This is a genomic window from Cupriavidus sp. UME77, assembly GCF_014170355.1.
Taxonomy (GTDB): domain Bacteria; phylum Pseudomonadota; class Gammaproteobacteria; order Burkholderiales; family Burkholderiaceae; genus Cupriavidus; species Cupriavidus basilensis.
Map to the genome: position 1 here is coordinate 91,298 of NZ_LZZU01000006.1, position 23,614 is coordinate 114,911.

General features: G+C 65.7%; 18 protein-coding genes and 1 pseudogene. 4 read left to right on the top strand and 15 right to left on the bottom strand.

All coding sequences use genetic code 11. The features are described 5' to 3' along the window. Nucleotides 1–10: 10 nt before the first annotated feature. The 12 genes from fabZ to rpsB form a co-directional block, all read right to left on the bottom strand. Nucleotides 11–460 (bottom strand): 3-hydroxyacyl-ACP dehydratase FabZ, encoded by a 450-nt coding sequence (fabZ, locus tag A9975_RS02225; protein ID WP_150983486.1) that lies wholly within the window; start codon nt 458–460, stop codon nt 11–13. After that, entirely contained in the window at nt 457–1,563 is a 1,107-nt protein-coding gene (gene lpxD, locus A9975_RS02230; RefSeq protein ID WP_183031208.1) for a UDP-3-O-(3-hydroxymyristoyl)glucosamine N-acyltransferase, read from the bottom strand. Before lpxD ends, fabZ begins: the two co-directional genes overlap by 4 nt. Nucleotides 1,564–1,597: 34 nt before the next feature. Beyond that, nucleotides 1,598–2,125: an OmpH family outer membrane protein gene (locus A9975_RS02235; protein ID WP_150983488.1), complete on the bottom strand. Its 528-nt coding sequence runs from the start codon at nt 2,123–2,125 to the stop codon at nt 1,598–1,600. 36 nt (nt 2,126–2,161) lie between these two features. Next, nucleotides 2,162–4,495, bottom strand: coding sequence for an outer membrane protein assembly factor BamA (gene bamA / locus A9975_RS02240; protein ID WP_255503019.1), 2,334 nt, complete (start codon nt 4,493–4,495; stop codon nt 2,162–2,164). A gap of 98 nt (nt 4,496–4,593) precedes the next feature. Continuing rightward, nucleotides 4,594–5,985 (bottom strand): RIP metalloprotease RseP, encoded by a 1,392-nt coding sequence (gene rseP / locus A9975_RS02245; RefSeq protein ID WP_150983490.1) that lies wholly within the window; start codon nt 5,983–5,985, stop codon nt 4,594–4,596. A gap of 138 nt (nt 5,986–6,123) precedes the next feature. Next, a complete protein-coding gene (gene ispC, locus A9975_RS02250; RefSeq protein WP_183031210.1) occupies nt 6,124–7,302 on the bottom strand; it encodes a 1-deoxy-D-xylulose-5-phosphate reductoisomerase in 1,179 nt (392 codons plus the stop codon). Between the two features lie 11 nt (nt 7,303–7,313). Further along, nucleotides 7,314–8,135: a phosphatidate cytidylyltransferase gene (locus A9975_RS02255; RefSeq protein ID WP_183031211.1), complete on the bottom strand. Its 822-nt coding sequence runs from the start codon at nt 8,133–8,135 to the stop codon at nt 7,314–7,316. Between the two features lie 38 nt (nt 8,136–8,173). Further along, nucleotides 8,174–8,947, bottom strand: coding sequence for an isoprenyl transferase (locus A9975_RS02260; RefSeq protein ID WP_174425188.1), 774 nt, complete (start codon nt 8,945–8,947; stop codon nt 8,174–8,176). Between the two features lie 53 nt (nt 8,948–9,000). Further along, nucleotides 9,001–9,561 carry a ribosome recycling factor gene (gene frr / locus A9975_RS02265; RefSeq protein ID WP_043346946.1) on the bottom strand — a complete coding sequence of 187 codons (561 nt, stop codon included), beginning with the start codon at nt 9,559–9,561 and terminating at the stop codon, nt 9,001–9,003. A gap of 120 nt (nt 9,562–9,681) precedes the next feature. Then, entirely contained in the window at nt 9,682–10,392 is a 711-nt protein-coding gene (gene pyrH, locus A9975_RS02270; protein WP_043346948.1) for a UMP kinase, read from the bottom strand. Between the two features lie 325 nt (nt 10,393–10,717). Continuing rightward, nucleotides 10,718–11,596 carry a translation elongation factor Ts gene (gene tsf / locus A9975_RS02275; RefSeq protein ID WP_006163113.1) on the bottom strand — a complete coding sequence of 293 codons (879 nt, stop codon included), beginning with the start codon at nt 11,594–11,596 and terminating at the stop codon, nt 10,718–10,720. Between the two features lie 265 nt (nt 11,597–11,861). Then, the gene (gene rpsB / locus A9975_RS02280; RefSeq protein ID WP_043346950.1) at nt 11,862–12,605 is read right to left on the bottom strand and encodes a 30S ribosomal protein S2; all 744 of its coding nucleotides are present in this window, start codon (nt 12,603–12,605) and stop codon (nt 11,862–11,864) included. Nucleotides 12,606–13,000: 395 nt separating this feature from the next. Here rpsB and map point away from each other — a divergent pair. From map to A9975_RS02295, 3 genes and pseudogenes are all read left to right on the top strand, one after another. Next, nucleotides 13,001–13,822, top strand: a pseudogene (gene map / locus A9975_RS02285) (type I methionyl aminopeptidase); the annotation flags it as partial. A 67-nt stretch (nt 13,823–13,889) separates the two neighbouring features. Then, nucleotides 13,890–16,475, top strand: a complete 2,586-nt coding sequence (locus A9975_RS02290; RefSeq protein WP_183031343.1) for a [protein-PII] uridylyltransferase — start codon at nt 13,890–13,892, stop codon at nt 16,473–16,475. Between the two features lie 23 nt (nt 16,476–16,498). Beyond that, nucleotides 16,499–18,352 carry a pseudouridine synthase gene (locus A9975_RS02295; protein WP_183031212.1) on the top strand — a complete coding sequence of 618 codons (1,854 nt, stop codon included), beginning with the start codon at nt 16,499–16,501 and terminating at the stop codon, nt 18,350–18,352. A gap of 259 nt (nt 18,353–18,611) precedes the next feature. Here the strand turns inward: A9975_RS02295 and A9975_RS02300 are convergent, their stop codons facing one another. After that, nucleotides 18,612–19,763 carry a hypothetical protein gene (locus A9975_RS02300; protein WP_183031213.1) on the bottom strand — a complete coding sequence of 384 codons (1,152 nt, stop codon included), beginning with the start codon at nt 19,761–19,763 and terminating at the stop codon, nt 18,612–18,614. Nucleotides 19,764–19,937: 174 nt separating this feature from the next. Between A9975_RS02300 and A9975_RS02305 the strand changes: the two genes are divergently transcribed. Then, a complete protein-coding gene (locus tag A9975_RS02305; RefSeq protein WP_183031214.1) occupies nt 19,938–20,882 on the top strand; it encodes a LysR family transcriptional regulator in 945 nt (314 codons plus the stop codon). Between the two features lie 28 nt (nt 20,883–20,910). Here the strand turns inward: A9975_RS02305 and def are convergent, their stop codons facing one another. Continuing rightward, nucleotides 20,911–21,444, bottom strand: a complete 534-nt coding sequence (gene def, locus A9975_RS02310) for a peptide deformylase (RefSeq protein WP_183031215.1) — start codon at nt 21,442–21,444, stop codon at nt 20,911–20,913. Further along, the gene (gene ligA, locus A9975_RS02315; RefSeq protein WP_183031216.1) at nt 21,441–23,567 is read right to left on the bottom strand and encodes an NAD-dependent DNA ligase LigA; all 2,127 of its coding nucleotides are present in this window, start codon (nt 23,565–23,567) and stop codon (nt 21,441–21,443) included. Before ligA ends, def begins: the two co-directional genes overlap by 4 nt. Nucleotides 23,568–23,614: the final 47 nt, after the last annotated feature.

Here is a 23,614-nt window from a genome sequence, read left to right on the forward strand (position 1 = left end):
GGCGGGTTTCTTAGTCGGCTTGTTTGACGGTGCACATCAACTCAGCTTCACAAGCCACCTTGTCGTCGACGGTGGCAAATGCCTTGAACTTCCAGATGCCGCGGATATAGCGCTCGACAGATACCGTCATGTGCAGCTGGTCGCCCGGCGTCACGACCTGCTTGAAGCGCGCGCCGTCGATGCCGACCAAGTAATACAGCGAGTCTTCCTTGCGCTCTACGTCTTCGCCGAAGGTCAGCAAGCCGGCCGACTGCGCCAGCGCTTCGAGGATCATCACGCCCGGCATCACGGGGTGACCCGGGAAATGGCCCTGGAAGTACGGCTCGTTCATGGTGACGTTCTTCAGCGTTTTGATACGCTTTTGCGGCTCCAGTTCAAGCACGCGGTCTACCATCAGGAACGGGTAACGATGCGGCAGCAGCTTGAGGATCTTGCGGATGTCGATATCGACGGCGTTCATGTTTTTTTCTCTTCGGTATGCTGGATAGATTTGCCGGCGTCCTGCCCTTGCAAGCGCTTCTCGAGCTGGATCACGCGATCGCGCAATTTGCTCAGGCCTCGCAAGGTGGCTGCGGTGCGCTCCCACTCGCCATGCGGCTGGACCGGGAACACGCTGGTGAAATGCCCACCGGGCTTGGAAATGGATTTAGTGATCGAAGTGCCACCGGACACCGTGGTGCGGTCGGCAATGTTCAGGTGGCCGGCAAAGTTGGCCGAACCCCCGATCACGCAGAAGCGCCCGACCTTGGTACTGCCGGCAATCGCCGCGCATCCCGCGATCACAGTATGCGCGCCCACCCGCACGTTATGCGCGATCTGTACCTGGTTGTCGAGCTTGCAGCCGTCCTCGATGACCGTGTCGGCCATGGCGCCGCGGTCGATCGCGGTATTGGCGCCGACCTCGACGTCATTGCCCAGCACGGCGCGGCCGGTCTGGGGAATCTTGACGTATTCGACGCCAGCCGGGCCGATGTCCGGGGCAAAGCCGAAGCCATCCGCACCCAGCACCACACCGCTGTGCAGTATGCACCTCATGCCCACCACGCACTGGTGGTAGACCGAGACATTGGCGTAGATCAGCGTGTCATCGCCAATCTGCGCCCCGGCGCCGACAAAGCCGTTGGCCAGGATGCGCACCCGCTCGCCAAGCCGGGCGCCGCTCTCGATCACCACGTTGGGGCCGATAAAGCAGGACGCCGGGACCACGGCATCGGGCGCCACGCTGGCGCGCGGGTCGATGCCGGTACGGTGATCGGTATTGGCGCGGCGATCGAACCCCTGCGCGATACGTGCGAAGCACACGTAGGGATTGCGTGCCACCAGCCAGTTGCGGCCGTCGGCCTGCCCTTCGGCGCGAATGCGCTCCAGGTCGGCCGCCGACACGATCACGGCGCCGGCCCCGGAGGCCAGCGCCTGCGGCAGGTACAGGGGATTCGAGAGAAACGAGAGCTGGTCGGGGCCGGCCTGGTCGAGCGGCGCGAGGCCGCGCACGGCGAGGTCGGGATCACCCACAACCTGCGCGCCGGTATCGGTGGCGAGCTGACCCAGTGTGGGTGTTTGCATGGCAGTACTTCCTTGGACGGCGAAAACTGGCAGCTTACTTGCTGCCGGCGTTCAACGCTTTCATCACATCGTCGGTAATGTCGATGCGAGGATTGACGTACACGGCCTCTTGCACGATCAGATCGTACTTGCGCTGCTCCGCAAGCTGACGGATCACGCGGTTGGCGCGCTCGAGCACCTGGGCCAGTTCCTCGTTGCGGCGCTGGTTCAGGTCCTCGCGGAATTCACGCTGCTTGCGCTGGAATTCGCGATCGAGATCGGCCACTTCGCGCTGACGGCGCTGGCGGTCGGCATCGGCCAGCACGGCGGTGTCCTTGTCGAGCTTGTCGGCCATGCCCTTGATCTTCTGGGCCATGTCCTGCAACTCGCGGTCGCGCTTGGAGAACTCCTGCTCCAGCTTGACCTGGGCCTGCTTGGCAGGCACCGAATCACGCAGGATACGCTCGGAATTGACCGCGGCGATGCGCGCTTCCTGCGCCATGGCCGGCGCGGCTGCCAGCAGCGCGCCAACCGTCAGCGCGGCCGCCGTCAGGCTTTTGATCAGTGGGAATGTTGTTTTCATGAATCCGTTCCTCAATCTTCTATCTTCTATGCCCGATCAGAACGCAGTACCGATCTGGAACTGGAAGCGCTGTACCTTGTCGGTCTCGTCCTTCTTCAGCGGGAAGCCCACGCTGATCTTGAGCGGACCGATCGGCGACAGCCAGGACATGCCCAGGCCCGTCGAATACTTGAGCTGGCTGAACAGCAGCGGTGCGCCTTCTTCGTACACGTTACCGAAGTCGAAGAAGGTGAACAGGCGCAGCGTCCGGTCCACGCCCGAACCCGGCAGCGGGAAGATGAATTCGACGTTGCCGATCATCTTGGAAGCGCCACCAATCGGGTTGCCGTTCTGGTCCTTCTTGCCCAGCGTGCTGGTCTGGTAGCCGCGAACCGAGCCGATACCACCGGCGTAGAAGTTCTTGAACACCGGGAACGGCGTATTGCCGTAGCCGTGCCCGTAAGCCACCTCACCGTTGAAGGCCAGGGTAAAGGCCTTCGACAGCGGATAGAAATACTGCTGTTGCACACTGGCGCGATAGTACTGCGTATCGCCACCGGGCACGCCCACTTCCAGGTTTGCCTGCGTGTAGGGTCCCTTGGTGGGGACCAACGCGCTGTCGCGGCGGTCGCGGGCCCAGCCGATCGTGAACGGGAAGTTGTTGATCGGGTCGCCGCTGGACTTGCCGATCTTGGTCAGCCACTGTCCGTACTGGATCGGCGTGTTCGGCGAAATGGTCACCTGGGTACGTTCGTAGCCGATGCCGAAGAACACGGTATCCGTTTCCGTGAACGGCACGCCGAACTTGATGTTGCCGCCCTCCGAAACGATCTTGTAGTCCTGGTCGCCGGTGTAATACAGCGGCCGCGACGTACGGTAGTAGATATCGGTCGAGCGGCTGATGCCGTCCACCGTGAAATACGGATCGTATTGCGTCAGCGAGATCGTGCGGAAGGACTTCGCGGTGTTCACGTCCAGGCCAAGGCTGGTACCCGAGCCGAACACGTTGTCCTGGCGCAGGCCGGCTTGCAGCACCAGCTTGTCCGTGGAGGAGAAGCCCAGGCCCAGGCTGATCTGCCCGGTCGGCTTCTCGGTCACGTTGACGTTCACATCGACCTGGTCGGGCGCGCCGGGCACGTCCTCGGTGGTGATGTTGGTGTCGGTGAAGTAGCCGGTACGGTTGATACGGGCCTGCGATTGCGTCAGCTTTTCGCTGTCGAACCACGAGCTTTCCATCTGGCGCATTTCGCGGCGCACCACTTCGTCGCGCGTCTTGCTGTTGCCCACCACGTTGACGCGGCGCACATAGACGCGACGGCCCGGATCGACCATCAGGGTCAGCGCGACTTCACGCTTTTCCTTGTCGATCTGCGGCTGCGGGTTGATGGTGGTGAACGCGTAGCCGTAGGTGCCCAGCAGGTCGGTAATGGCCTTGGTGCTCTGCGTCAGCTTCTCGGACGAGAAGACCTCGCCCTTCTGCAGCTTGAGCAGCTTTTCCATCTCGGCCTGCTTGCCGAGCAGCTCGCCCGCCAGGCGGATGTCCGACACCTTGTACTGGTCGCCTTCCTTGATGTTCAGCGTCAGGAAGATGTCCTTCTTGTCCGGCGTGATCGACACCTGCGTCGATTCAATGGCGAACTCGAGGTAGCCGCGGTTCAGGTAGTACGAACGCAGTGCTTCCAGGTCGGCGGTGAGCTTTTGCTTGGAATACAGGTCGTTCTTGGTGTACCAGGACAACCAGTTCGGGGTCGACAGCTGCATTTCATCGCGCAGCGTGCTTTCCTTGAAGGCCTTGTTGCCGACAATATTGATCTGGCGGATCTTGGCCACCGGACCTTCGTCGACATTGAACACCACCGACACGCGGTTGCGGTCGACCGGGGTGATCGTGGTCTGGATGTCGGCGGCATAGTAGCCGCGCGCCACGTACTGGCGCTTGAGCTCCTGCTCTGCCTTGTCGATCAGGGCCTTGTCGTAGTACCGGGCCTCGGCCACGCCCACCGCGCGCAGCGAGCGGCGCAGGGTGTCCTTGTCGAATTCCTTGATGCCGACGAACTCGAGCTGCGAGATGGCGGGACGCTCTTCCACTTGGACCACCAGCACGCCGTCCTCGGAACGGATCTGGACATCCTTGAAGAACCCGGTGTTATACAGGGCACGAATGGCGTCCGCGCCCTTGTCGTCACTGAAGGTTTCGCCGACCTTGACCGGCAGGTAGCCGAACACCGTACCCGGCTCGACCCGCTGCAGGCCCTCGACACGAATGTCCTTGACGACGAATGGCTCCGCGGCCCAACTCACTGGGGTCCAGGCCGCGATGATGGCACTCGCCAGCACGCCCAGCGAGATGCGCTTATGTCTGATCAATCTTGATCCCCTCTTTGATTCCATGCAGGATTGGGCTCCGATGCTTCACGGGGCTGCGCCTTGGCTCGGCATCCGGCGCGGGGTGTCAGTGACACCCGCACGCCGCAGCCGGCAACCTATGTCTAGCCGCGCGCTAAAAACAGCCGGCTGACATCGTTGAACAAGGCGAGCGAAGTCAGGAGCAAGACGCAGGCGATGCCGACCTTCTGCAGCACAGCCTGCCAGTGGTCTGGTACGGGCCTGCCAGTCAAAAATTCAACGCAATAATACAGCAAATGCCCCCCATCCAATACCGGAATAGGTAACAAATTCAATACACCGAGGCTAACACTGACCAACGCCAGGAAGCCGACAAAGGGCTGCCATCCGAGGTGGGCGGCGCGCCCCGCGTAGTCCGCCACGGTCAGCGGGCCGCTCAGGTTCTGCAGCGAAGCCTGCCCCACCAGCATCTTTCCGAGCAACTTGAGCGAGAGCGCGCTGGTGCTCCAGACCTGTCCGACCGCGCGGCTCAGCGCCTCGACCGGCTGGTAGCGCACGGTTTCCATCTCGACCGCCTGGCTCAGCGCGGCGCCCAGCTTGCCGGTGGCGGCGGCTGCCGCGCTAGCGCCCTCCGCCGCGGGGACCACATCGAGCTTCACGGGCACATCCAGGCGCCGGCCCTCGCGCTCGATGCCAAGCGTGACCTCGGCGCCGGGCTGCGCCCTGACCCCGCGGATCAGTTCGCCAGCCTGGGTCAGCGGGCGTCCTTGCCAGGCCACCACGCGATCGCCCTGGCGCAGGCCAGCGCGTTGCGCGGCGGAGTCCGGCAGGACTTCGGTGATCGTCACCGGCCCGCCCTTGAGGGCCAGGCCCAGCGTGGCAAGCGGGTCTTGTTCGGGATTGCCGCCGGTATTCGGCAGCCGCGGCAGCTTCACATCGCGCTCGGCGCCATCGGCGGCGCGCACGTGCAGCACCGCGCTAGCATCGCCAAAGCCCTGGGCGAACACAGCCATGCGCAGGTCGTTCCAGGATCGCACCTGTTCGTTCTCGCCGTTGGCCTGCAGCGCCAGCACGCGGTCGCCCTCGCGCAAGCCCGCCGCAGCCGCCGGGGTGCCGGCAGGCGGCGCCGCGACGATGGGCGCGGCCTCGCGCATGCCGCCGGCAAACAGCACGAAATACAGCACGATGGCCAGGGCGAAGTTGGCCAGCGGCCCGGCCGCCACGATCGCGAAGCGCTTGGCCACCGGTTGGCGGTTGAAGGCGCGTGGCAGATCCGCGGGATCGACCGGTGCATCATGGCCCGGATCGCTCTCCCGCTCATCGAGCATCTTGACGTAGCCGCCGAGCGGAATCGCGGCGATGGTCCACTCGGTACGGTCCCGCCCCTTGGACACCCAGCGCACCAGTGGCCGCCCGAAGCCGATCGAGAAGCGCAGCACCTTGACCCCGCACAGGCGCGCGGCCAGGTAGTGACCCATTTCATGGAAATAGATCAGGATGCAAAGGGCAGCGACGAAAGCAATTACGGTTTGCATGGCAGGTAGCTTGTCGTCAGGGGCGGGAACGCCCCGATGGCACAAAGTAGACGCCGGGCACGAGGCCCGGCAACCGGTGCGCCGGCATGGGCCGATGCGCCGCTATTGTCGCCGATCCCGGCCGCGCCGCCACCGGCATCAGCACGAACGCGCGCTTTCCAGCAAGGCGCCGGCGCTGCGGCGCGCATCCTGGTCGATGTCCATCACGCCTTCCAGCGTGTCGACACTGCCCGGCGAGGCCTGCGCCAACACCTGCGCCACGATGCGTGCGATGTCGGTAAAACGGATCCGGCCTTGCAGGAACGCCTCGACGGCAACCTCGTTGGCGGCATTCAGGACGGCCGGGGCCACCCCGCCCGCCCGCAAGGCGTCGAATGCCAGGCCCAGGCAAGGAAAACGCGCCAGGTCCGGGGTCTCGAAGGTCAGCGCGCCGGCACGGGTAAGGTCCAGCGGGGAAACGCCCGCGTGCATGCGCTCGGGATAGGCGAGCCCGTAGGCGATCGGCGTACGCATGTCGGGGTTGCCGAGCTGGGCCAGCACCGAGCCGTCCGCGTAGGACACCATCGAGTGCACGATGCTCTGCGGGTGGATCAGCACCTCGATGCGGTCCGCCGGCGCGGCGAACAGCCAGTGCGCCTCGATCACCTCCAGCCCCTTGTTCATCATGGTGGCGGAGTCGACCGAAATCTTGCGGCCCATCACCCAGTTCGGGTGGGCGCAGGCCTCGCCCGGCGAAATATCGTGCAAGGTGGCCGGGTCCCGGGTCCGGAACGGGCCGCCGGAAGCCGTCAGCAGTATCTTGGAGACGCCGGCGCTCAGGCGCGGATCGTCCGCCGGCAGGCACTGGAAGATGGCATTGTGCTCGCTGTCGATCGGCAGCAGCGTGGCGCCGTGCTCGCGCACGGCATCCATGAAGAGCCGGCCCGACATCACCAGCGCTTCCTTGTTGGCCAGCAGCACGCGCTTGCCCGCCCGCGCCGCGGCCAGCGTGGGACGCAAGCCGGCGGCGCCGACGATGGCGGCCATCACCGAATCGGCCGCGGCATCGACCGCCACCGCTTCCAGGGCCGCTTCGCCATAGCCCACCTCGGTTTTGATGCCGTCGGCACGCAACAGCGCCTGCAGCTCGCTCGCGGCCTGGGCCGTGCCTACCACGGCGTACGCCGGGCGGAACTCGCGGCACTGCGCCGCCAGCTTGTCGACCTGCCGGTGCGCCGTCAGCGCATGGACGGCATAGCGCTCGGGGTGGCGCTTGACCACATCAAGCGTACTTTCCCCGATCGAGCCGGTGGCACCCAGGACGGTAATACGACGCATATCAGATCAACTCAAAGATAGATGGCCAGCAAGGCGGCCAGCGGAAACACGGGCAACAGCGCGTCGATCCGGTCGAGCACGCCGCCATGGCCGGGCAACAGGCGGCTGCTGTCCTTCATGCCAACCTGGCGCTTGAGCAACGACTCGAAGAGATCGCCGACCACGCTGGCGACCACCAGCAGGGTCGACAGCAGCGCCACGACAGCCAGGCCGTTACGGTCGGCCATGCGAGAGAACCAGGTCGGGGAAAAGGCTTGGGTAGCGGCCAGCCCGAGTGCGATCAGCAGCACCAGCAGCCAGCCGCCGATGGCGCCCTCCCAGGACTTGCCCGGGCTGATGGTCGGGGCAAGCTTGCGCCGACCGATGGCCTTGCCAACGAAATAGGCGCCGATATCGGCAGCCCAGACCAGCACCGCTACGGACAGCAGCACCCCGATGCCCAGCTCGCGCAGGATCAGGGTGGCATGGCCGAACGCCGGCAGCATGAACAAGCCGAGAATGGCGCCCAGCAAGGTAAAGGAAGGGCTCGCCTGGCGCACGCCGCGCGCCAGCAGCACCACGGCGACGCCCCAGCAGGCCACGCCGATCTGCAGCAGGCGCGTCAGCGCCTGGCGGTCGGCTGCGTCATGCCAGCCGATCAGGGCGACCAGGCAGGCCACCGCATAGACATAGGGCCAGAAGCCACGCAGCCCGATCAGGCGGCCAAATTCCCAGCCCGCCAGGACGACGATCACCGCCACCAGGCCGGCCAGCGCCGACGGAGGTGCCAGGAACAGGATCGGCAGGATCAGCAGCAACAGGCATACGGCGGTGATGACACGGGTAAGAAGCATGCGCTGCGGGATTCCGGTGAAAAAATGGAAAACGGGCTTCAGGCGGTGCCGGAAAGGCCGGGTGGTGCGACCACTTGCGCGCTGGTGCGGCCGAAGCGGCGCTCGCGCTGCCGGTACGAGGCAAACGCCTTGTCGAGCTCCGCAGCGCTGAAATCCGGCCAGAACACGTCGGTGAAATAGAGCTCGGAGTAGGCCAGCTGCCACAGCAGGAAATTGCTGATGCGCTGCTCGCCGCCGGTGCGGATGAACAGGTCCGGCTCCGGCGCGTAGGCCATGGCCAGGTGCGGCGCGAGCACGGATTCGTCCACGGATTCCGGATCGAGCATGGGCGAGCGCGCCAGCATCTTGCGCATGGCCTGGAGCAGGTCCCAGCGGCCGCCATAGTTGGCGGCGATAGTCACCGTCAGGCCGGTGTTGCCGTCCGTGCGGGCCTCGGCATCGGCGATCAGCTGCTGGATGCGCGGGCTGAAGCGGCTCAGGTCGCCAACCACCCGCACGCGGATGTTGTTGGCGTGCATCTTGATCACCTCACGGCGCAGCGCGGTCATGAACAGCCGCATCAGGAACGAGACTTCGTCCGCCGGGCGGCGCCAGTTCTCGGAACTGAACGCGAACAGGGTCAAGTACTGCACGCCACGCGCGGCGCAGGCCTCCACCACGGCCCGGACGGCATCCAGGCCACGGCTGTGGCCGGCTACGCGTGGCAGGTGCCGCTGGGTCGCCCAGCGGCCGTTGCCATCCATGATGATGGCGACGTGGCGGGGCACATAGGTAGAGTCGGGGACGCTGAGCGTGGAACTGATGTGATGCATGATGGGAAACGGTACCGGACACAGCGGCGGCTGGCAAGCCGCCGCATCATGCGTCACACCGTCATGATCTCCTTGTCCTTCTCGGCAACCATCCTGTCGATCTCGGCAACGAACTTGTCGGTCAGCTTCTGCACATCGTCCTGGCCGCGGCGCTCGTCGTCCTCGGAAATGGCTTTGTCCTTGACCAGCTTCTTGAACTGCTCGTTGGCATCCCGGCGCAGGTTGCGCACGGCGATCTTGGCGCCCTCGGCCTCGCCCTTGACGACCTTGGCGAGTTCCTTGCGGCGCTCTTCGGTCAGCATGGGCATGGGCACGCGGATGGTCTCGCCCATGGTCGACGGGTTCAGGCCCAGGTCCGCGTCGCGGATGGCCTTCTCGATGGCGCTGACCATCTTCTTTTCCCAAGGCTGCACGCTGATGGTGCGCGAATCGGCCAGGCCGACGTTGGCCACCTGGCTGATCGGCACCGGGGAGCCGTAGTAATCCACTTGCACGTGGTCGAGCAGACCTGTGTGTGCACGACCAGTGCGAATCTTGGCCAGGTCGGCCTTGAACGCTTCAATGGTCTTTTGCATTTTCTGCTCGACGCTCTTCTTGGTGTCGGCGACGCTCATCTTTACCTCCGAAAACGGGTAATCATGATCCCGGACGGTGGGATCGAAAATGAATCATTCTACTCTTTGCCGGCACGCGCGCCACCTTCGGCGGCAGCGCGCCAGCGACTGGTGCTGCACTTATACGTGCACCAGCGTACCTTCGTCTTCGCCCAGGATCACGCGTTTGAGCGCGCCCGGCTTGACGATGGAGAACACCTTGATCGGCAGCTTCTGGTCGCGGCACAGGGCGAATGCCGTAGCATCCATCACCTGCAGGTTGCGCGAGATCGCCTCATCAAAGGAGATGGTGGTGTAACGCGTGGCGCTGGGATCCTTCTTGGGGTCGGCGGTGTAAACGCCGTCGACCTTGGTCGCCTTGAGCACGATCTCCGCGCCGATTTCCGCGCCGCGCAGGGCCGCCGCGGTATCGGTGGTGAAGAACGGGTTGCCGGTGCCGGCGGCGAAGATCACCACCTTGCCCTCCTCCAGCTGGCGGATGGCGCGCGGGCGGATGTAAGGTTCGACCACTTGGTCCATGCGCAGGGCCGACTGCACGCGGCCCACGATGTCGGCGTGGCGCATGGCGTCCTGCAGGGCCAGCGCATTCATCATGGTGGCCAGCATGCCCATGTAGTCGGCAGTCGCGCGGTCCATGCCCGCTGCCCCGCCGGCCACGCCGCGGAAAATATTGCCGCCGCCGATCACCACCGCGACCTGGACGCCCAGCCTCACGATCTCGGCGATGTCATTGACCATGCTTTCGATGGTGGAGCGGTTAATGCCGAAGGCATCATCGCCCATCAGGGCCTCGCCGGACAATTTCAGTAGGACGCGCTTATAGGCTGGCATATTGATCCCCGGAGCTGGTTCGGCTCGTTCTGTTGAGCCGGATATTTGAAGGCGGGCGGCACGGATCGGCGTGCCACCGCTATAAAAGCCGGTTTTCGGGGTGGCCTGGTTCCGGCACGGCAACAGCGCGATAGCACACGAAAACTCGCGTTCAAAGCGCCCCTGAAGCACGGCTGGACAGACGACTGCGGAAACGGGCTACCAAGCCCGCGCCGCACGGGTAAGCGCGGCGCGGTCATTTGTGCCGAGGGGCACCTTGCGGTGCCCCTCGGCATTATACGGCGACCGGTGAGGCACCCTGCCGGGCACCCTGGCCGCCAGGACTTCAGGCCTTTTGGGCAGCTGCCACTTGGGCGGCCACTTCAGCGGCGAAGTCGTCCTGCTTCTTCTCGATGCCTTCACCAACCACGTACAGGGTGAAACCCTTGACCGTGGTGTTGGCAGCCTTGAGCATCTGCTCGACGGTCTGCTTGTCGTTCTTCACGAAGGTCTGGTTGAACAGCGACACTTCCTTCAGGTACTTCTGCACCGAACCGTCGACCATCTTGGCGACGATTTCGGCCGGCTTGCCCGATTCGGCAGCCTTTTGCTCGGCGATGCTGCGTTCCTTGGCGATCAGGTCGGCCGGCACGTCGGCGGACGACAGCGACACCGGCTTCATCGCGGCAACGTGCATGGCCACGTCCTTGGCGGCGGTTTCGTCGCCGTCGAACTCGACCATCACGCCGATGCGGGTGCCGTGCAGGTAAGCAGCCAGCTTGCCGCCATTGGCGTAGCGGGCAAAGCGGCGGATCGCCAGGTTTTCGCCGATCTTGCCGATCAGGGCGGTACGGGTGGCTTCCACGGTCACGCCGTCGATTTCCAGCGCCGACAGCGCAGCCACGTCGGCCGGGTTCTGCTTGGCGACCAGTTCGGCGACCTTGTTCGAGAACGCCATGAAGTCATCGTTCTTCGACACGAAGTCGGTTTCGCAGTTCAGTTCCACCAGCGCGCCGGTGGTACCTTCGATGAAGGACACGACCACGCCTTCGGCTGTCACGCGCGAAGCGGCCTTGCTGGCCTTGTTGCCCAGCTTGACGCGCAGCAGCTCTTCAGCCTTTTCCAGGTTGCCTTCGGCCTCGGTCAGGGCCTTCTTGCATTCCATCATCGGCGCGTCGGTCTTCGCGCGCAGTTCTGCCACCATGCTTGCGGTAATTGCCGCCATTTGTCACTCCTTGAATGGTTCGCCCCGCCCTACCCCGCCGTCGATGTGGCGCGATCCGGGACCGGAGGTAAGTTCAACTTCACCCGCGCCAGATCATGCCAGGGGCGGATGACAACAATTCGAAAAAAGGGGGCGTAAGATTCGCCCCCTCGTTTGCCGGAAAGCCCCCGGCTGCGCGCAGCGCCCCGGCCCAGGGGCCGGTTGGCTAGCGATGATGTGTCAGCTTGCGATGCGCGCGGTACGGGGTCCTCTGGGCAGCAAGCCTTTAGGCTTCTTCGACTTCGACGAAATCGTCGCCGCCGCGTGCGGCTTCAACCACGTCCTGCACGGCGTTTGCACGGCCTTCCAGGATCGCGTCGGCCACGCCGCGCACGTACAGGGCAACTGCCTTGCTCGAGTCGTCGTTGCCCGGGATCACGTAGTCGATGCCTTCCGGCGAGTGGTTGGTATCGACCACGCCGATGACGGGCACGCCCAGCTTCTTGGCTTCGGTCACGGCAATCTTGTGGTAGCCGACGTCGACCACGAAGATGGCGTCAGGCACGCCGCCCATGTCCTTGATGCCGCCGATGGACTTTTGCAGCTTGTCCATTTCGCGCTCGAACATCAGGGCTTCCTTCTTGCTCATGGTTTCCAGCGCGCCAGCTTCCTTGGCGGCTTCCATGTCCTTCAGGCGCTTGATCGAGATCTTGACGGTCTTGAAGTTGGTCATCATGCCGCCGAGCCAGCGGGCATCGACGTAAGGCATGCCGGCGCGGCCTGCTTCTTCAGCCAGGATTTCGCGCGATTGACGCTTGGTGCCAACGAACAGCACGGTGCCGCGGTTTGCTGCCAGTTGACGCACGTACTTCAGCGCGTCCTGGAACATCGGCAACGTCTTTTCGAGGTTGATAATATGGATCTTGTTGCGATGGCCGAAGATGTACGGAGCCATCTTGGGGTTCCAGAAGCGGGTTTGGTGGCCGAAGTGGCAACCGGCTTCCAGCATTTCGCGCATGGTAACGGACATGAAAATCTCCAAAAGGGTTAGGTCTGAAGTCCGCCCCGACATTCCTGAAAAGGAACACCCCGGATGGACGGACTCGCAATTTCAATAACTTTGTATTTAATAAGCGCAAGGCGCTTGCCAAATACCGTAGCACTACCGCAGCACAGTTGTGACTGCCCGGCCCGCCAGCTGCTGCCCGCAAGTCACATCGACCTGCCAGGTAGCCGCAAGAAGGCTAGCCAGCGATTGTAGCAACAAAATAGGACTTCGCTCAAGGGGCCACTTACCATGGAAAGCAGGCACCTGTAGCCGGCGCGGCCCGTTTTCGGCTGCGGTTGGTGCCCGATGGTGCGATAATCCCACTTTCAGATTCAATTTGAGGCGCAGCCCGTGGCTTCGCCGCCACTTTTGCGAGCAGCATGAGCATCCATATCAAGAACGCCGACGATATCGCCCAAATGCGGGTAGCCTGCCGGCTGGCCTCCGAGGTCCTCGACTACATCACGCCCTTCGTCAAGCCGGGGGTCACCACCGGCGAACTCGACCGGCTGTGCCACGCCTATATGCGCGATGTGCAGGGCACGGTACCCGCGCCCCTGAATTATGCGCCGCCCGGCTACCCCCCCTTCCCCGGCGCCATCTGCACGTCGGTCAACGACGTGATTTGCCATGGCATCCCGGGCGAGCGCGTGCTGAAGTCCGGCGACGCGGTGAACCTCGACATCACCGTGATCACCAAGGAAGGCTACTACGGCGACACCAGCCGCATGTTCATTGTCGGTGAGGGCTCGATCCTGGCCAAGCGCCTGGCGCAGATCACCTTCGAATGCATGTGGAAGGGCATCGCCCAGGTGCGCCCCGGCGCCCGCCTCGGCGATATCGGCCATGTGATCCAGGTCCATGCGGAAGCGGCCGGCTATACCGTGGTGCGCGAGTACTGCGGCCATGGCATCGGCAAGAACTTCCACGAGGACCCGCAGATCCTGCACTACGGCCGCCCCGGCACCGGCATGGAAATCCAGGCTGGCATGATCTTCACGATCGAGCCGATGGTCAACGCCGGCAAGCGCGATATCCGCACCATGCCCGACCACTGGACCGTCAAGACGCGTGACCGCAGCCTGTCCGCGCAGTGGGAGCACACCATCCTGGTGACCGAGACCGGCTACGACGTGCTCACCGTCTCCGCGGGCACGCAGGCGCCGCCGTCGTTCGTCACTGATTCTGTTGCAGCCTGACGCTACGGGCGCCAAAGTTGGCGCCCTTCTTGTTTCAGCCGTCCCTTCGATGCCCCCAGCCCTAGCCATGGACGCCACGCCGGAAATCATCCTCGCCACCCGTGTTCGCGATCAGTTGAAAGCCGACAAGCAAGCCGTGTTCGCGGACTTCAACGCGCACGGCCATGTCGGCCACCTGCTGACGCGCCTGCGGCGCGCGGTCGATGCCGCGCTGGTCGAAGCCTGGCGCGGCCTGGGCCTGCCGGACGACAGCGCGCTGGTGGCGGTGGGCGGCTACGGGCGCGGCGAGCTGTTCCCGTTTTCCGATGTGGATGTGCTGCTGTTGCTGCCCTCGGAACCCGACGAGGACACCACCTCCAGGCTGGAGAAGTTCATTGGCCTGTGCTGGGACCTGGGCCTTGAAATCGGCTCCTCGGTGCGCACCGTGGACGACTGCATCCGCGAATCGCGCCAGGACGTGACGATCCAGACCTCCTTGCTGGAAGCGCGCCTGCTGACGGGCAACCGCAAGCTGTTTGCCGAGCTGCAGACGCGCTACCAGGCCGACCTGGACCCGCGCGCCTTCTTCCAGGCCAAGCTGCTGGAAATGCGCCAGCGCCACGCCAAGTACCAGGACACGCCCTACTCGCTCGAGCCCAACAGCAAGGAAAGCCCCGGCGGCCTGCGTGACCTGCAGGTGATCCTGTGGATGACCAAGGCCGCCGGGCTGGGCGACAGCTGGAAGGAACTGTTCGAACGCGGGCTGCTGAGCGAGCGCGAAGCGCAGGAACTCGCCCGCAACGAGCGCCTGCTCAAGACCATCCGCGCGCGCCTGCACCTTGTGGCCGGGCGCCGTCAGGACGTGCTGGTGTTCGACCTGCAGACCGCGCTGGCCGAGGCCTTCGGCTACCGCCAGAACAATAACAAGCGCGCCAGCGAGCAGCTGATGCGCCGTTACTACTGGGCAGCCAAGGCGGTCACGCAGCTCAATATCGTGCTGCTGCTCAATATCGAGGCCATGTTGTTCCCGAGCGAATCCAAGGTGACGCGCGTCATCAACGAGCGCTTCGTGGAACGCCAGGGCATGCTCGAGATCACCAGCGACGATCTCTACGAGCGCGAGCCCCACTCCATCCTGGAAACCTTCCTGGTGTACGAGCGCACGCCGGGCGTCAAGGGCTTGTCGCCACGCACGCTGCGCGGCCTTTACAACGCCCGCACGGTGATGGATGCGAGCTGGCGCAACGATCCGGTGAACCGCCGCCTGTTCCTCGCCATCGTGCAGGAGCCGCAGGGCATCACCCACGCGCTGCGCCTGATGAACCAGACCAGCGTGCTGGGCCGCTACCTGATCAACTTCCGCCGTATCGTCGGGCAGATGCAGCACGACCTGTTCCATGTCTACACGGTGGACCAGCACATCCTGATGGTGGTGCGCAACATGCGCCGCTTCGCCATCGTCGAGCACACGCACGAGTTCCCCTTCTGCAGCCAGCTGATGGCCACCTTCGACCGCCCCTGGGTGCTGTGGGTGGCGGCGCTGTTCCACGACATCGCCAAGGGCCGCGGCGGCGATCACTCCAAGCTCGGCACGGCGGATGCGCGGCGCTTTTGCAAGCAGCACGGCATCGAGCGCGAAGATGCCGACCTGATCGCCTGGCTGGTCGAGCATCACCTGACCATGAGCCACGTCGCGCAAAAGCAAGACCTCACCGATGCGGACGTGATCCATGCCTTTGCCCGCGTGGTCGGCACCGAACGCTACCTGACCGCGCTCTACCTGCTGACCGTGGCCGATATCCGCGGCACCAGTCCCAAGGTGTGGAACGCGTGGAAGGGCAAGCTGCTGGAAGACCTCTACCGCATCACGCTGCGCGTGCTGGGCGGCGCGCGCGTGGACCCGCACTCGCTGTGGGCGCAGCGCAAGGACGACACCATCGCGCAGCTGCGGCTCAAGGCGTTCGACCCGGAACTGGGCAAGCCGTTGTGGGCCCAGCTCGACGTGGCCTTCTTCCTGCGCCACGACGCGCGCGACATCGCCTGGCTCACGCGGCACCTGTACAACAAGGTGGACAGCCCGGTGCCGGTGGTCAAGGCGCGCCTGTCGCCCGCGGGCGAAGGCCTACAGGTGGCGGTCTACGTCAAGGACCAGCCCGACGTGTTCGCGCGCATCTGCGGCTATTTCGAGCGCAAGAGCTTCTCCATCCAGGAAGCCAAGATCCACACCACGCGCCACGGCTATGCGCTGGATACCTTCCAGGTGACTGACCCGGGCATCAGCAGCGATGCCAGCGGCAACTACCGCGACATCATCGCGCTGGTGGAGCATGAACTGGCCGAGCGCCTGCAGCAGCAAGGCGCGCTGCCGGAACCCGCCCAGGGGCGGTTGTCGCGCCAGTCGCGCAGCTTCCCGATCAAGCCGCGCGTGGACCTGCGCCCCGACGAACGCGGCCAGTACTACCTGCTTTCCTTGTCGGCCAACGACCGCACCGGCCTGCTGTACGCGATCTCCCGCGTACTGGCCAAACATCGCACCTCGGTGCATACCGCCCGCATCAATACGCTCGGCGAGCGGGTGGAAGACGTTTTCCTGGTCGATGGCAGCCGCCTCGCCTCGGATAACAAACTGCAGTTACAGCTTGAACAGGACCTGCTGGCGGCGCTGGCCATCTAGGCCGGACGCCCCACATAGAAGATATGACCGATAGCAATTCGCCCAAGCGCAAGACGCTGGGCATCAAGACCGCCGCGCCCGAGGGCAATGCCCGCAAACCCGCCGCCACCCGGCCGGTGCGGGTGTCCGACCTGAACCGCGGACGCGTGCGCGCCGTGGTCGACGGCATCAAGCAGGCCCAGGAACGCGCCGGCGGCCGCAAGAAAGAGCAAGACGCTGGCCAGCGCCCGCCGCGCGGCCCGCGCACGGGCGAAGGCCAGGATCGGCCGCGTCGCTTTGGCCCGGGCGAAGGCCAGGATCGTCCTCGCCGCTTTGGCGGCGACAGCAATGACCGCCCACGTACCTTTGGCTCCGGCGAAGGCCAGGATCGGCCGCGTCGTTTCACCCCGGGCGAAGGCCAGGATCGGCCTCGCCGCTTTGGCGGCGAAGGCAACGACCGCCCGCGCAATTTCGGCTCCGGCGAAGGCCAGGACCGGCCGCGCCGTTTCACCCCGGGTGAGGGCCAGGACCGGCCCCGCCGCTTTGCTGGCGAAGGCAATGACCGTCCGCGTCGTTTCGCCCCGGGCGAAAGCCAGGATCGGCCTCGCCGCTTTGGCGGCGAAGGCAACGACCGCCCGCGCAATTTCGGCTCCGGCGAAGGCCAGGACCGTCCGCGCCGTTTCACCCCGGGCGAAGGCAACGACCGCCCGCGCAATTTCGGCTCCGGCGAGGGCCAGGACCGTCCGCGCCGTTTCACCCCGGGCGAAGGCCAGGATCGACCCCGCCGCTTTGCTGGCGAAGGCAATGACCGTCCGCGTCGTTTCGCCCCAGGCGAGGGCCAGGACCGTCCCCGCCGTTTTGCCGGTGAAGGCAATGATCGTCCACGCAATTTCGGCCCGGGCGAAGGCAACGATCGTCCGCGCCGCTTCAGCCCCGGCGAGAGCCAGGACCGGCCGCGCCGCTTTGCCGGCCAGGGCGACGACCGCCCTCGCCGTCCCGCTCACGGTGGTGACAATGACCGTCCGCGCCGCGCCGGCGATGCCGGCCAGCGCGACTACCAGGGCGGCGCCCGTGCGGAACGTACCGAACGTGCCGCACCCGTGCAGAACGCGCCCCAGCCCAGCTCCGATGGCCTGGTGCGCCTGTCCAAGCGGATGTCGGAACTCGGCCTGTGCTCGCGCCGCGAAGCCGATGAATGGATTCCGCGCGGCTGGGTACTGGTCGACGGCCAACCCGTCACCGAACTGGGCTCGCGCATCAGCCCTGACGCCAATATCGAGATCCACCAGGCTGCACGCTCCGAGCAAGGCGAACGCGTGACCGTGCTGCTGCACAAGCCGGTCGGTTACGTGTCGGGCCAGGCCGAAGATGGCTACGAGCCCGCCGCCGTGCTGTTCGCGCCGGAAAACCAGTGGGAGCTGGACCCCACCCGCAAGCGCTTTGCCCCGTGGCAGCGCAAGAGCCTGGCACCTGCCGGCCGGCTCGACATCGACTCCACCGGCCTGCTGGTGCTGACCCAGGACGGCCGCGTTGCGCGCCACCTGATCGGCGAGGATTCGACCGTCGAGAAGGAATACCTGGTGCGGGTGAGCTGGGAGTCGCCGGAAGGCCTGGTCGAGCGCGACATCTCGCACGTGTTCCCGGTGGAACTGATCGAGAAGCTGCGCCACGGCCTGTCGCTGGATGGCGAAGCGCTCAAGCCGGCCAAGGTGAGCTGGCAGAACGAGGAGCAATTGCGCTTCGTCCTGCGCGAAGGCAAGAAGCGCCAGATCCGCCGCATGTGCGAACAGGTTGGCCTGCGGGTCGTGGGCCTGAAGCGCGTGCGCATGGGCCGCATCGTGCTGGGCGACCTGCCGGTGGGCCAGTGGCGCTTCCTCGGCGCCTTCGAGAAGTTCTGAGCGCCAGGCCAAACAGCAAGCTGGTGGCCGCCATGGCCACCAGCTTGCTTCTGCCGAACCGCATACCCACCAGCTCGAGCGCGTGATGCCACACGTCGCGCCATTGCCAGGCACGTGGCACTCGGCACGCTAGCACTGCTTGCCCGGCCTGACCGCCGGGACAAACCCAGCGGCCTCGCATGGCCAATGCTTCAAGCCATGCCTCACGCCACGCCTCACGCCACGCCGCAAACGCCCGCCCTGCCCTGCGCCAATCGCCTCACAGCTGCGGCGCACGGCAAGCCGCGCCGTCCGCATTGGCCGTCTCCGCCAGCCCGAACACTGCCTTGGCGCCGCATTGCGAGCCAAGCATCCGGTGCTGGTTGTGCCCGACGCCAACCACCTCGAACGCCTGGTGACGCACCGGCGGGCGCTGGCTGCCCATCGGCGCGGCAAGGTACTGCGCGTAGCGCAGGTAGCCGCGCGCGCGCTCCAGCCGGGTCGGCCCTTCGGCCTCGGCGCCGCAGGCCTTGTCGAGCACGCGGTGGTTGGGGTCGTTATCTTCCGAGCCCACAAGGTACGTCACCTGGCGCTGGAGATAGCGGCGGAACAGCGCATCGCCGGTCGCACCGCGCGCATAGGGCACCATGTCGCGCATGCCGTAGCGGTATTTGTCGTAGTCCGCGCAAATAGCCGTGTCATAGGGCGCAAAGCCCTTGCCGCGTGGGCGCTCCGGCGTGAAATACAGATATGACGAAGGATTCGCCACTACGTAGCGCAGATCGATGCCGCCCGCGCGGATACGTTCGTCGACATTGTTCAGCACCGCATAGCGATGCACCAACTGCGCGCCACCCGAGTGGCCGGCCACCGTCACGCGGGTCACCGCGGGAAAACGGGCCTTGTTGGTCACCATGCCGACGAGGTCGTCCAGCACCTGCAGCGAGCTGACCGAGAACGGCGGGTTGACCGCATCCTCCCCGCTCATCCAGCCCTGCACGCTCCATATCGGCATGCCGTCGAAATGCTTGCCCTTGGCCGCGTCGGGCGTGCCGGGGAAGTTCGGCGCGATGAGCAGCACCTCGTCGGGATTGCGCCCGGTTTGCTTGAGCAGCGCCGCGCCGGCCGCGAAGTAGTCGTCGCCGTTACGCTGCAGCCCGTGCTGGACGAAGATCACCTCGCGGATGCCGCGCAGGTCCGCGTCCAGCGGATGGTTGGCGTAGACCGGAAAATCGTAGGCGCCAGCGCCCGTGCCGAGCCTGACCCGCTGCCATTGGGGCGCGGCAGCTTGCGGCGCCGTGCCGGGCGCCGGTGCGGCCTGCTTCGCGCTCGCGGCACTGTCCGCGCCTGGGGCGGCGCAGCCAAACTGGGCCGCCGCGGCTAGCGCAATCAGTGCGATCGATGCGCAACGCGCAAGGCGAAGTGTCTTCATGTCCTGTCTCCCGGTGCTCGATGCGGCGCGCCGCCTGGGGCGCGCGCCCCCGTGTTTTCGTTCGTAAAGCCGTATCATCCTAGGCTGCCGCGACCCGGATGTAAAATATATGCCACAGAGGAAATGCATATCGAAAACATATGCCTTCTGCTGCTTCCGGCCCGCAAGGACACCATGGAACAGAGACACCTTCGCTACTTTCTCGCGGTAGCCGAAACCGGCCACATCACGCGCGCCGCCGAGCAGCTCGGCATCCAGCAACCTCCGCTGTCGCAACAGTTGAAGGCGCTCGAGACGGAGCTGGGCGTGATCCTGTTCGAGCGCCAGCCGCGCGGTGTGGCGCTGACCGCCGCCGGGCACGCGCTGCGTACCGACGCGCTAGACATCTTCGCGCGCCTGGACCAGACGCGCCAGCGCATGCAGCGCATGGCGCGCGGCGAGGAAGGCATGCTTTCGGTCGGCTTCACCAGCTCGGCAGCCGCGCATAAGCTGACGCCCGAGGTCCTGCGCGCCTGCCGCCGCCGCTTTCCCGGCATCGCGCTCAAGCTCAGCGAGAACAACGCCGCCGAGGTCATCGAGCAACTCACCGCGGGCACGCTCGATGTCGCGCTGCTGCGCGCGCCGGTGGGACGCCCGGAAGGCCTGCGCTTCGAGTTGCTGCTGGAAGAGGAAATGGTCATCGCGCTGCCGCTGGACCATCCGCTGCTGCGCAAGCGCGGCGCGCCAGCCCACGCAGCGGCCCAGGAAGCCATCTCGCTGCGCGCGCTGGCAGACGATGCGTTCATCCTGGTGCGGCGCCCGGGCGCGCCGGGCATGTATGGCGATCTGCTGAAGGTGTGCGAGCGGCTGGGCTTCACGCCGCGCGTGGGAGCGGAAGTCGAGCGCATGCTGAGCAACCTGAACCTGGTGGCCGCCGGCGCCGGCGTGACCGTGGTACCGGCCTCGATGGCCGGGCTCAACCCGCACGGCGTGGCTTACCGCCGCATGGAAGAAGCCGACCAGTTGCGCGCGCCGTTGACGCTGGCTTACCGGGAGCGAGACGACAATCCTGCCTGCGCGGCGCTGGTCGCCCTGACCCACCGCATCGCGGCACGCCATCGCCGCCAGGGCGATCGCTGATCAGTCGTCGCCGGTCAGTCGTCGCGGGTCAGTCGTCGCTATTGGGAGGCAGCTCGGGGAACAGCACATCGGTGAAGCCAAAGCGCGCGAAGTCCGTCACCCGCATGGGATAGAGGATGCCCTGCAGGTGGTCGCATTCATGCTGCACCACGCGCGCATGGAAGTCCTCGGCAACGCGCTCGATGCGCCCGCCCATCACGTCAAAGCCGGTGTACTTCAGGCGCGTGAAACGCGGCACCACCCCGCGCAGCCCCGGCACCGACAGGCAGCCTTCCCAGGCTTCATCCTGCTCCTCGCCAAGCGGCGTCAGCTCGGGATTGATCAGTACGGTCTTGGGCACGGTGGGGGCGTCGGGATAGCGCGGATTGCGGTCGAAGCCGAAGATCACCACCTGCAGGTCCACGCCGATCTGCGGCGCGGCCAGGCCAGCACCGTTGGCGTGATCCATGGTGTCGAACATATCGTCGATCAGGATGCGCAATTCGGGCGTGTTGAAGCGCGTGACAGGGCGCGCTACCTGCAGCAGGCGCGGGTCGCCCATCTTGAGAATGTCACGGATCATGCTTGATCTCCGGTATTAAGCTCGGCCAGCAAGGCCAGCAGAGCGGCCTCGTCCAGCACGGGCACGCCGAGCGCCTCGGCCTTTTCCAGTTTGCTGCCGGCTTCCGCGCCAGCCACCACATAGTCGGTCTTCTTCGACACCGAGCCGGCCACCTTGGCGCCGGCCGCTTCCAGCTTTTCCTTGGCGTCTTCGCGCGACAGCGTGGGCAGCGTGCCAGTCAGCACGAACGTCTTGCCGGCCAGCGGCGCGGGCGCGGCGCGCTCCGCCGGCTCGCTTTCCGGCCAGTGCACGCCGGCGGCACGCAGTTGCTCGATGACTTCCACATTGTGCGGCTCGGCCAGGAAGTTGGCGATGGATTGCGCCACCACCGGCCCCACGTCGTTGACCTCGAGCAGGGCGGCCTCGTCGGCGGCCAGCAGCCCATCGAGCTTGCCGAAATGCTTGGCCAGGTCCTTGGCCGTCGCTTCGCCCACATGGCGGATGCCGAGCGAGAAGATAAAGCGGTTGAGCGTGGTCTCGCGCGACGCCTCGATGGCTGCCACCAGGTTGGTGGCCGACTTGTCGGCCATCCGGTCCAGCGCGGCCAGCTTGGCGACGCCGAGCTTGTAGAGATCGGCCGGCGTGTGCACGATCGCCATGTCGACCAGTTGCTCGACCACCTTGTCGCCCAGGCCTTCGATATCCATGGCGCGGCGCTGCGCGAAATGCAGCAGCGCCTGCTTGCGCTGGGCCGCGCAGATCAGCCCGCCGGTGCAGCGCGCGATCACCTCGCCTTCCAGCTTCTCGATGTGCGATCCGCACACCGGGCATGCGGTGGGCATGACGAAGGCGCGTGCGTCGGCGGGCCGGCGCTCCGGCACCACCGCCACCACTTCGGGAATCACGTCGCCGGCGCGCCGCACGATCACGGTATCGCCGATATGCACGTCCTTGCGGCGGATTTCGTCCTCGTTGTGCAGCGTGGCGTTGGTCACCGTCACGCCGCCCACGAACACCGGCGCCAGCCGCGCTACCGGCGTGATGGCGCCGGTGCGGCCAACCTGCACTTCGATGTCCTCGACCACCGTGGTCATTTCCTGGGCCGGGAACTTGTGCGCCAGCGCGAAGCGCGGCGCGCGCGACACGAAGCCAAGCCGCTCCTGCTCGGCCAGCGCGTTGACCTTGTACACCACGCCGTCGATGTCGTACGGCAACGCCGCGCGCCGCTCGCCCACTGCGCGATAGAAGCTCAGCAAGCCGTCCGCACCCCGCACGACTTCGCGCTCCGCGCAGACCGGCATGCCAAGCCCGGCGAACCAGTCGAGCATGGCGCTGTGCGTCTCGGGACGCGGCGCGCCTTGCAGCTCACCCAGCCCGTAGGCGAAGAACGACAACGGACGCTTGGCGGTGATGCGCGGATCCAGCTGGCGCAGGCTGCCGGCGGCGGCATTGCGCGGATTGACGAAGGTCTTTTCCCCGGCCTCGGCCTGCCGCGCATTGAGCTTGTCGAATTCGCGGCGATACATGAAGACTTCCCCGCGCACTTCCAGCACCGCCGGCAAGGCCTCGGCCTCGCCGCGCAAGCGCAGCGGAATCGCCTTGATGGTGCGCACGTTGACGGTCACGTCCTCGCCGGTCTCGCCGTCGCCGCGGGTGGCGGCCTGCACCAGACGGCCGGCCTCGTAGCGCAAGGACATGGCCAGGCCATCGAACTTCAGCTCGCAGGCATACTCCACCGCCTCGGCGGCGCTGAACAGGTCGGCCGTGCCCTCGGCGGGGGCGGCACGCCCCAGCCCCTGCGCGCAACGACGGTCGAAGGCCAGCACATCCTCATCCTCGAAGCCGTTGTTGAGCGACAGCATCGGGATGGCGTGGCGCACCGTATCGAAGGCCGACAGCGGCTGGCCGCCCACGCGCTGCGTGGGCGACTCAGGTGTCAGCAGTTCGGGATGCCTGGCCTCGATGTCCTGCAATTCGCGGAACAACGCGTCGTACTCGGCATCGGGCACCGACGGCGCATCAAGGACGTAGTACTGGTAATTGTGGCGCTCCAGCTCGGCGCGCAGCCAGTCGGCGCGCGCGGCGGGAGAATCGCTGACAGGCGCGGGGGCTTGCGCCGCCGCACCTTCTGGTTTGGTGCTCATGCTGAAGGACTGAATCCGTTGTCGTCGTTATCGTCGATGCCGAACTG

Excerpts from the sequence above, each read along its gene's own strand:
- A9975_RS02295 (WP_183031212.1), top strand. The coding sequence starts at position 16,499 with ATGACCGATAGCAATTCGCCCAAGCGCAAGACGCTGGGCATCAAGACC.
- pyrH (WP_043346948.1), bottom strand. The coding sequence starts at position 10,392 with ATGCCAGCCTATAAGCGCGTCCTACTGAAATTGTCCGGCGAGGCCCTG.
- frr (WP_043346946.1), bottom strand. The coding sequence starts at position 9,561 with ATGAGCGTCGCCGACACCAAGAAGAGCGTCGAGCAGAAAATGCAAAAG.
- def (WP_183031215.1), bottom strand. The coding sequence starts at position 21,444 with ATGATCCGTGACATTCTCAAGATGGGCGACCCGCGCCTGCTGCAGGTA.
- A9975_RS02255 (WP_183031211.1), bottom strand. The coding sequence starts at position 8,135 with ATGCTTCTTACCCGTGTCATCACCGCCGTATGCCTGTTGCTGCTGATC.
- bamA (WP_255503019.1), bottom strand. The coding sequence starts at position 4,495 with ATGGAATCAAAGAGGGGATCAAGATTGATCAGACATAAGCGCATCTCG.
- A9975_RS02235 (WP_150983488.1), bottom strand. The coding sequence starts at position 2,125 with ATGAAAACAACATTCCCACTGATCAAAAGCCTGACGGCGGCCGCGCTG.
- fabZ (WP_150983486.1), bottom strand. The coding sequence starts at position 460 with ATGAACGCCGTCGATATCGACATCCGCAAGATCCTCAAGCTGCTGCCG.
- rpsB (WP_043346950.1), bottom strand. The coding sequence starts at position 12,605 with ATGTCCGTTACCATGCGCGAAATGCTGGAAGCCGGTTGCCACTTCGGC.
- ligA (WP_183031216.1), bottom strand. The coding sequence starts at position 23,567 with ATGAGCACCAAACCAGAAGGTGCGGCGGCGCAAGCCCCCGCGCCTGTC.
- A9975_RS02305 (WP_183031214.1), top strand. The coding sequence starts at position 19,938 with ATGGAACAGAGACACCTTCGCTACTTTCTCGCGGTAGCCGAAACCGGC.
- lpxD (WP_183031208.1), bottom strand. The coding sequence starts at position 1,563 with ATGCAAACACCCACACTGGGTCAGCTCGCCACCGATACCGGCGCGCAG.
- tsf (WP_006163113.1), bottom strand. The coding sequence starts at position 11,596 with ATGGCGGCAATTACCGCAAGCATGGTGGCAGAACTGCGCGCGAAGACC.
- A9975_RS02300 (WP_183031213.1), bottom strand. The coding sequence starts at position 19,763 with ATGAAGACACTTCGCCTTGCGCGTTGCGCATCGATCGCACTGATTGCG.
- rseP (WP_150983490.1), bottom strand. The coding sequence starts at position 5,985 with ATGCAAACCGTAATTGCTTTCGTCGCTGCCCTTTGCATCCTGATCTAT.
- A9975_RS02260 (WP_174425188.1), bottom strand. The coding sequence starts at position 8,947 with ATGCATCACATCAGTTCCACGCTCAGCGTCCCCGACTCTACCTATGTG.
- A9975_RS02290 (WP_183031343.1), top strand. The coding sequence starts at position 13,890 with ATGGACGCCACGCCGGAAATCATCCTCGCCACCCGTGTTCGCGATCAG.
- ispC (WP_183031210.1), bottom strand. The coding sequence starts at position 7,302 with ATGCGTCGTATTACCGTCCTGGGTGCCACCGGCTCGATCGGGGAAAGT.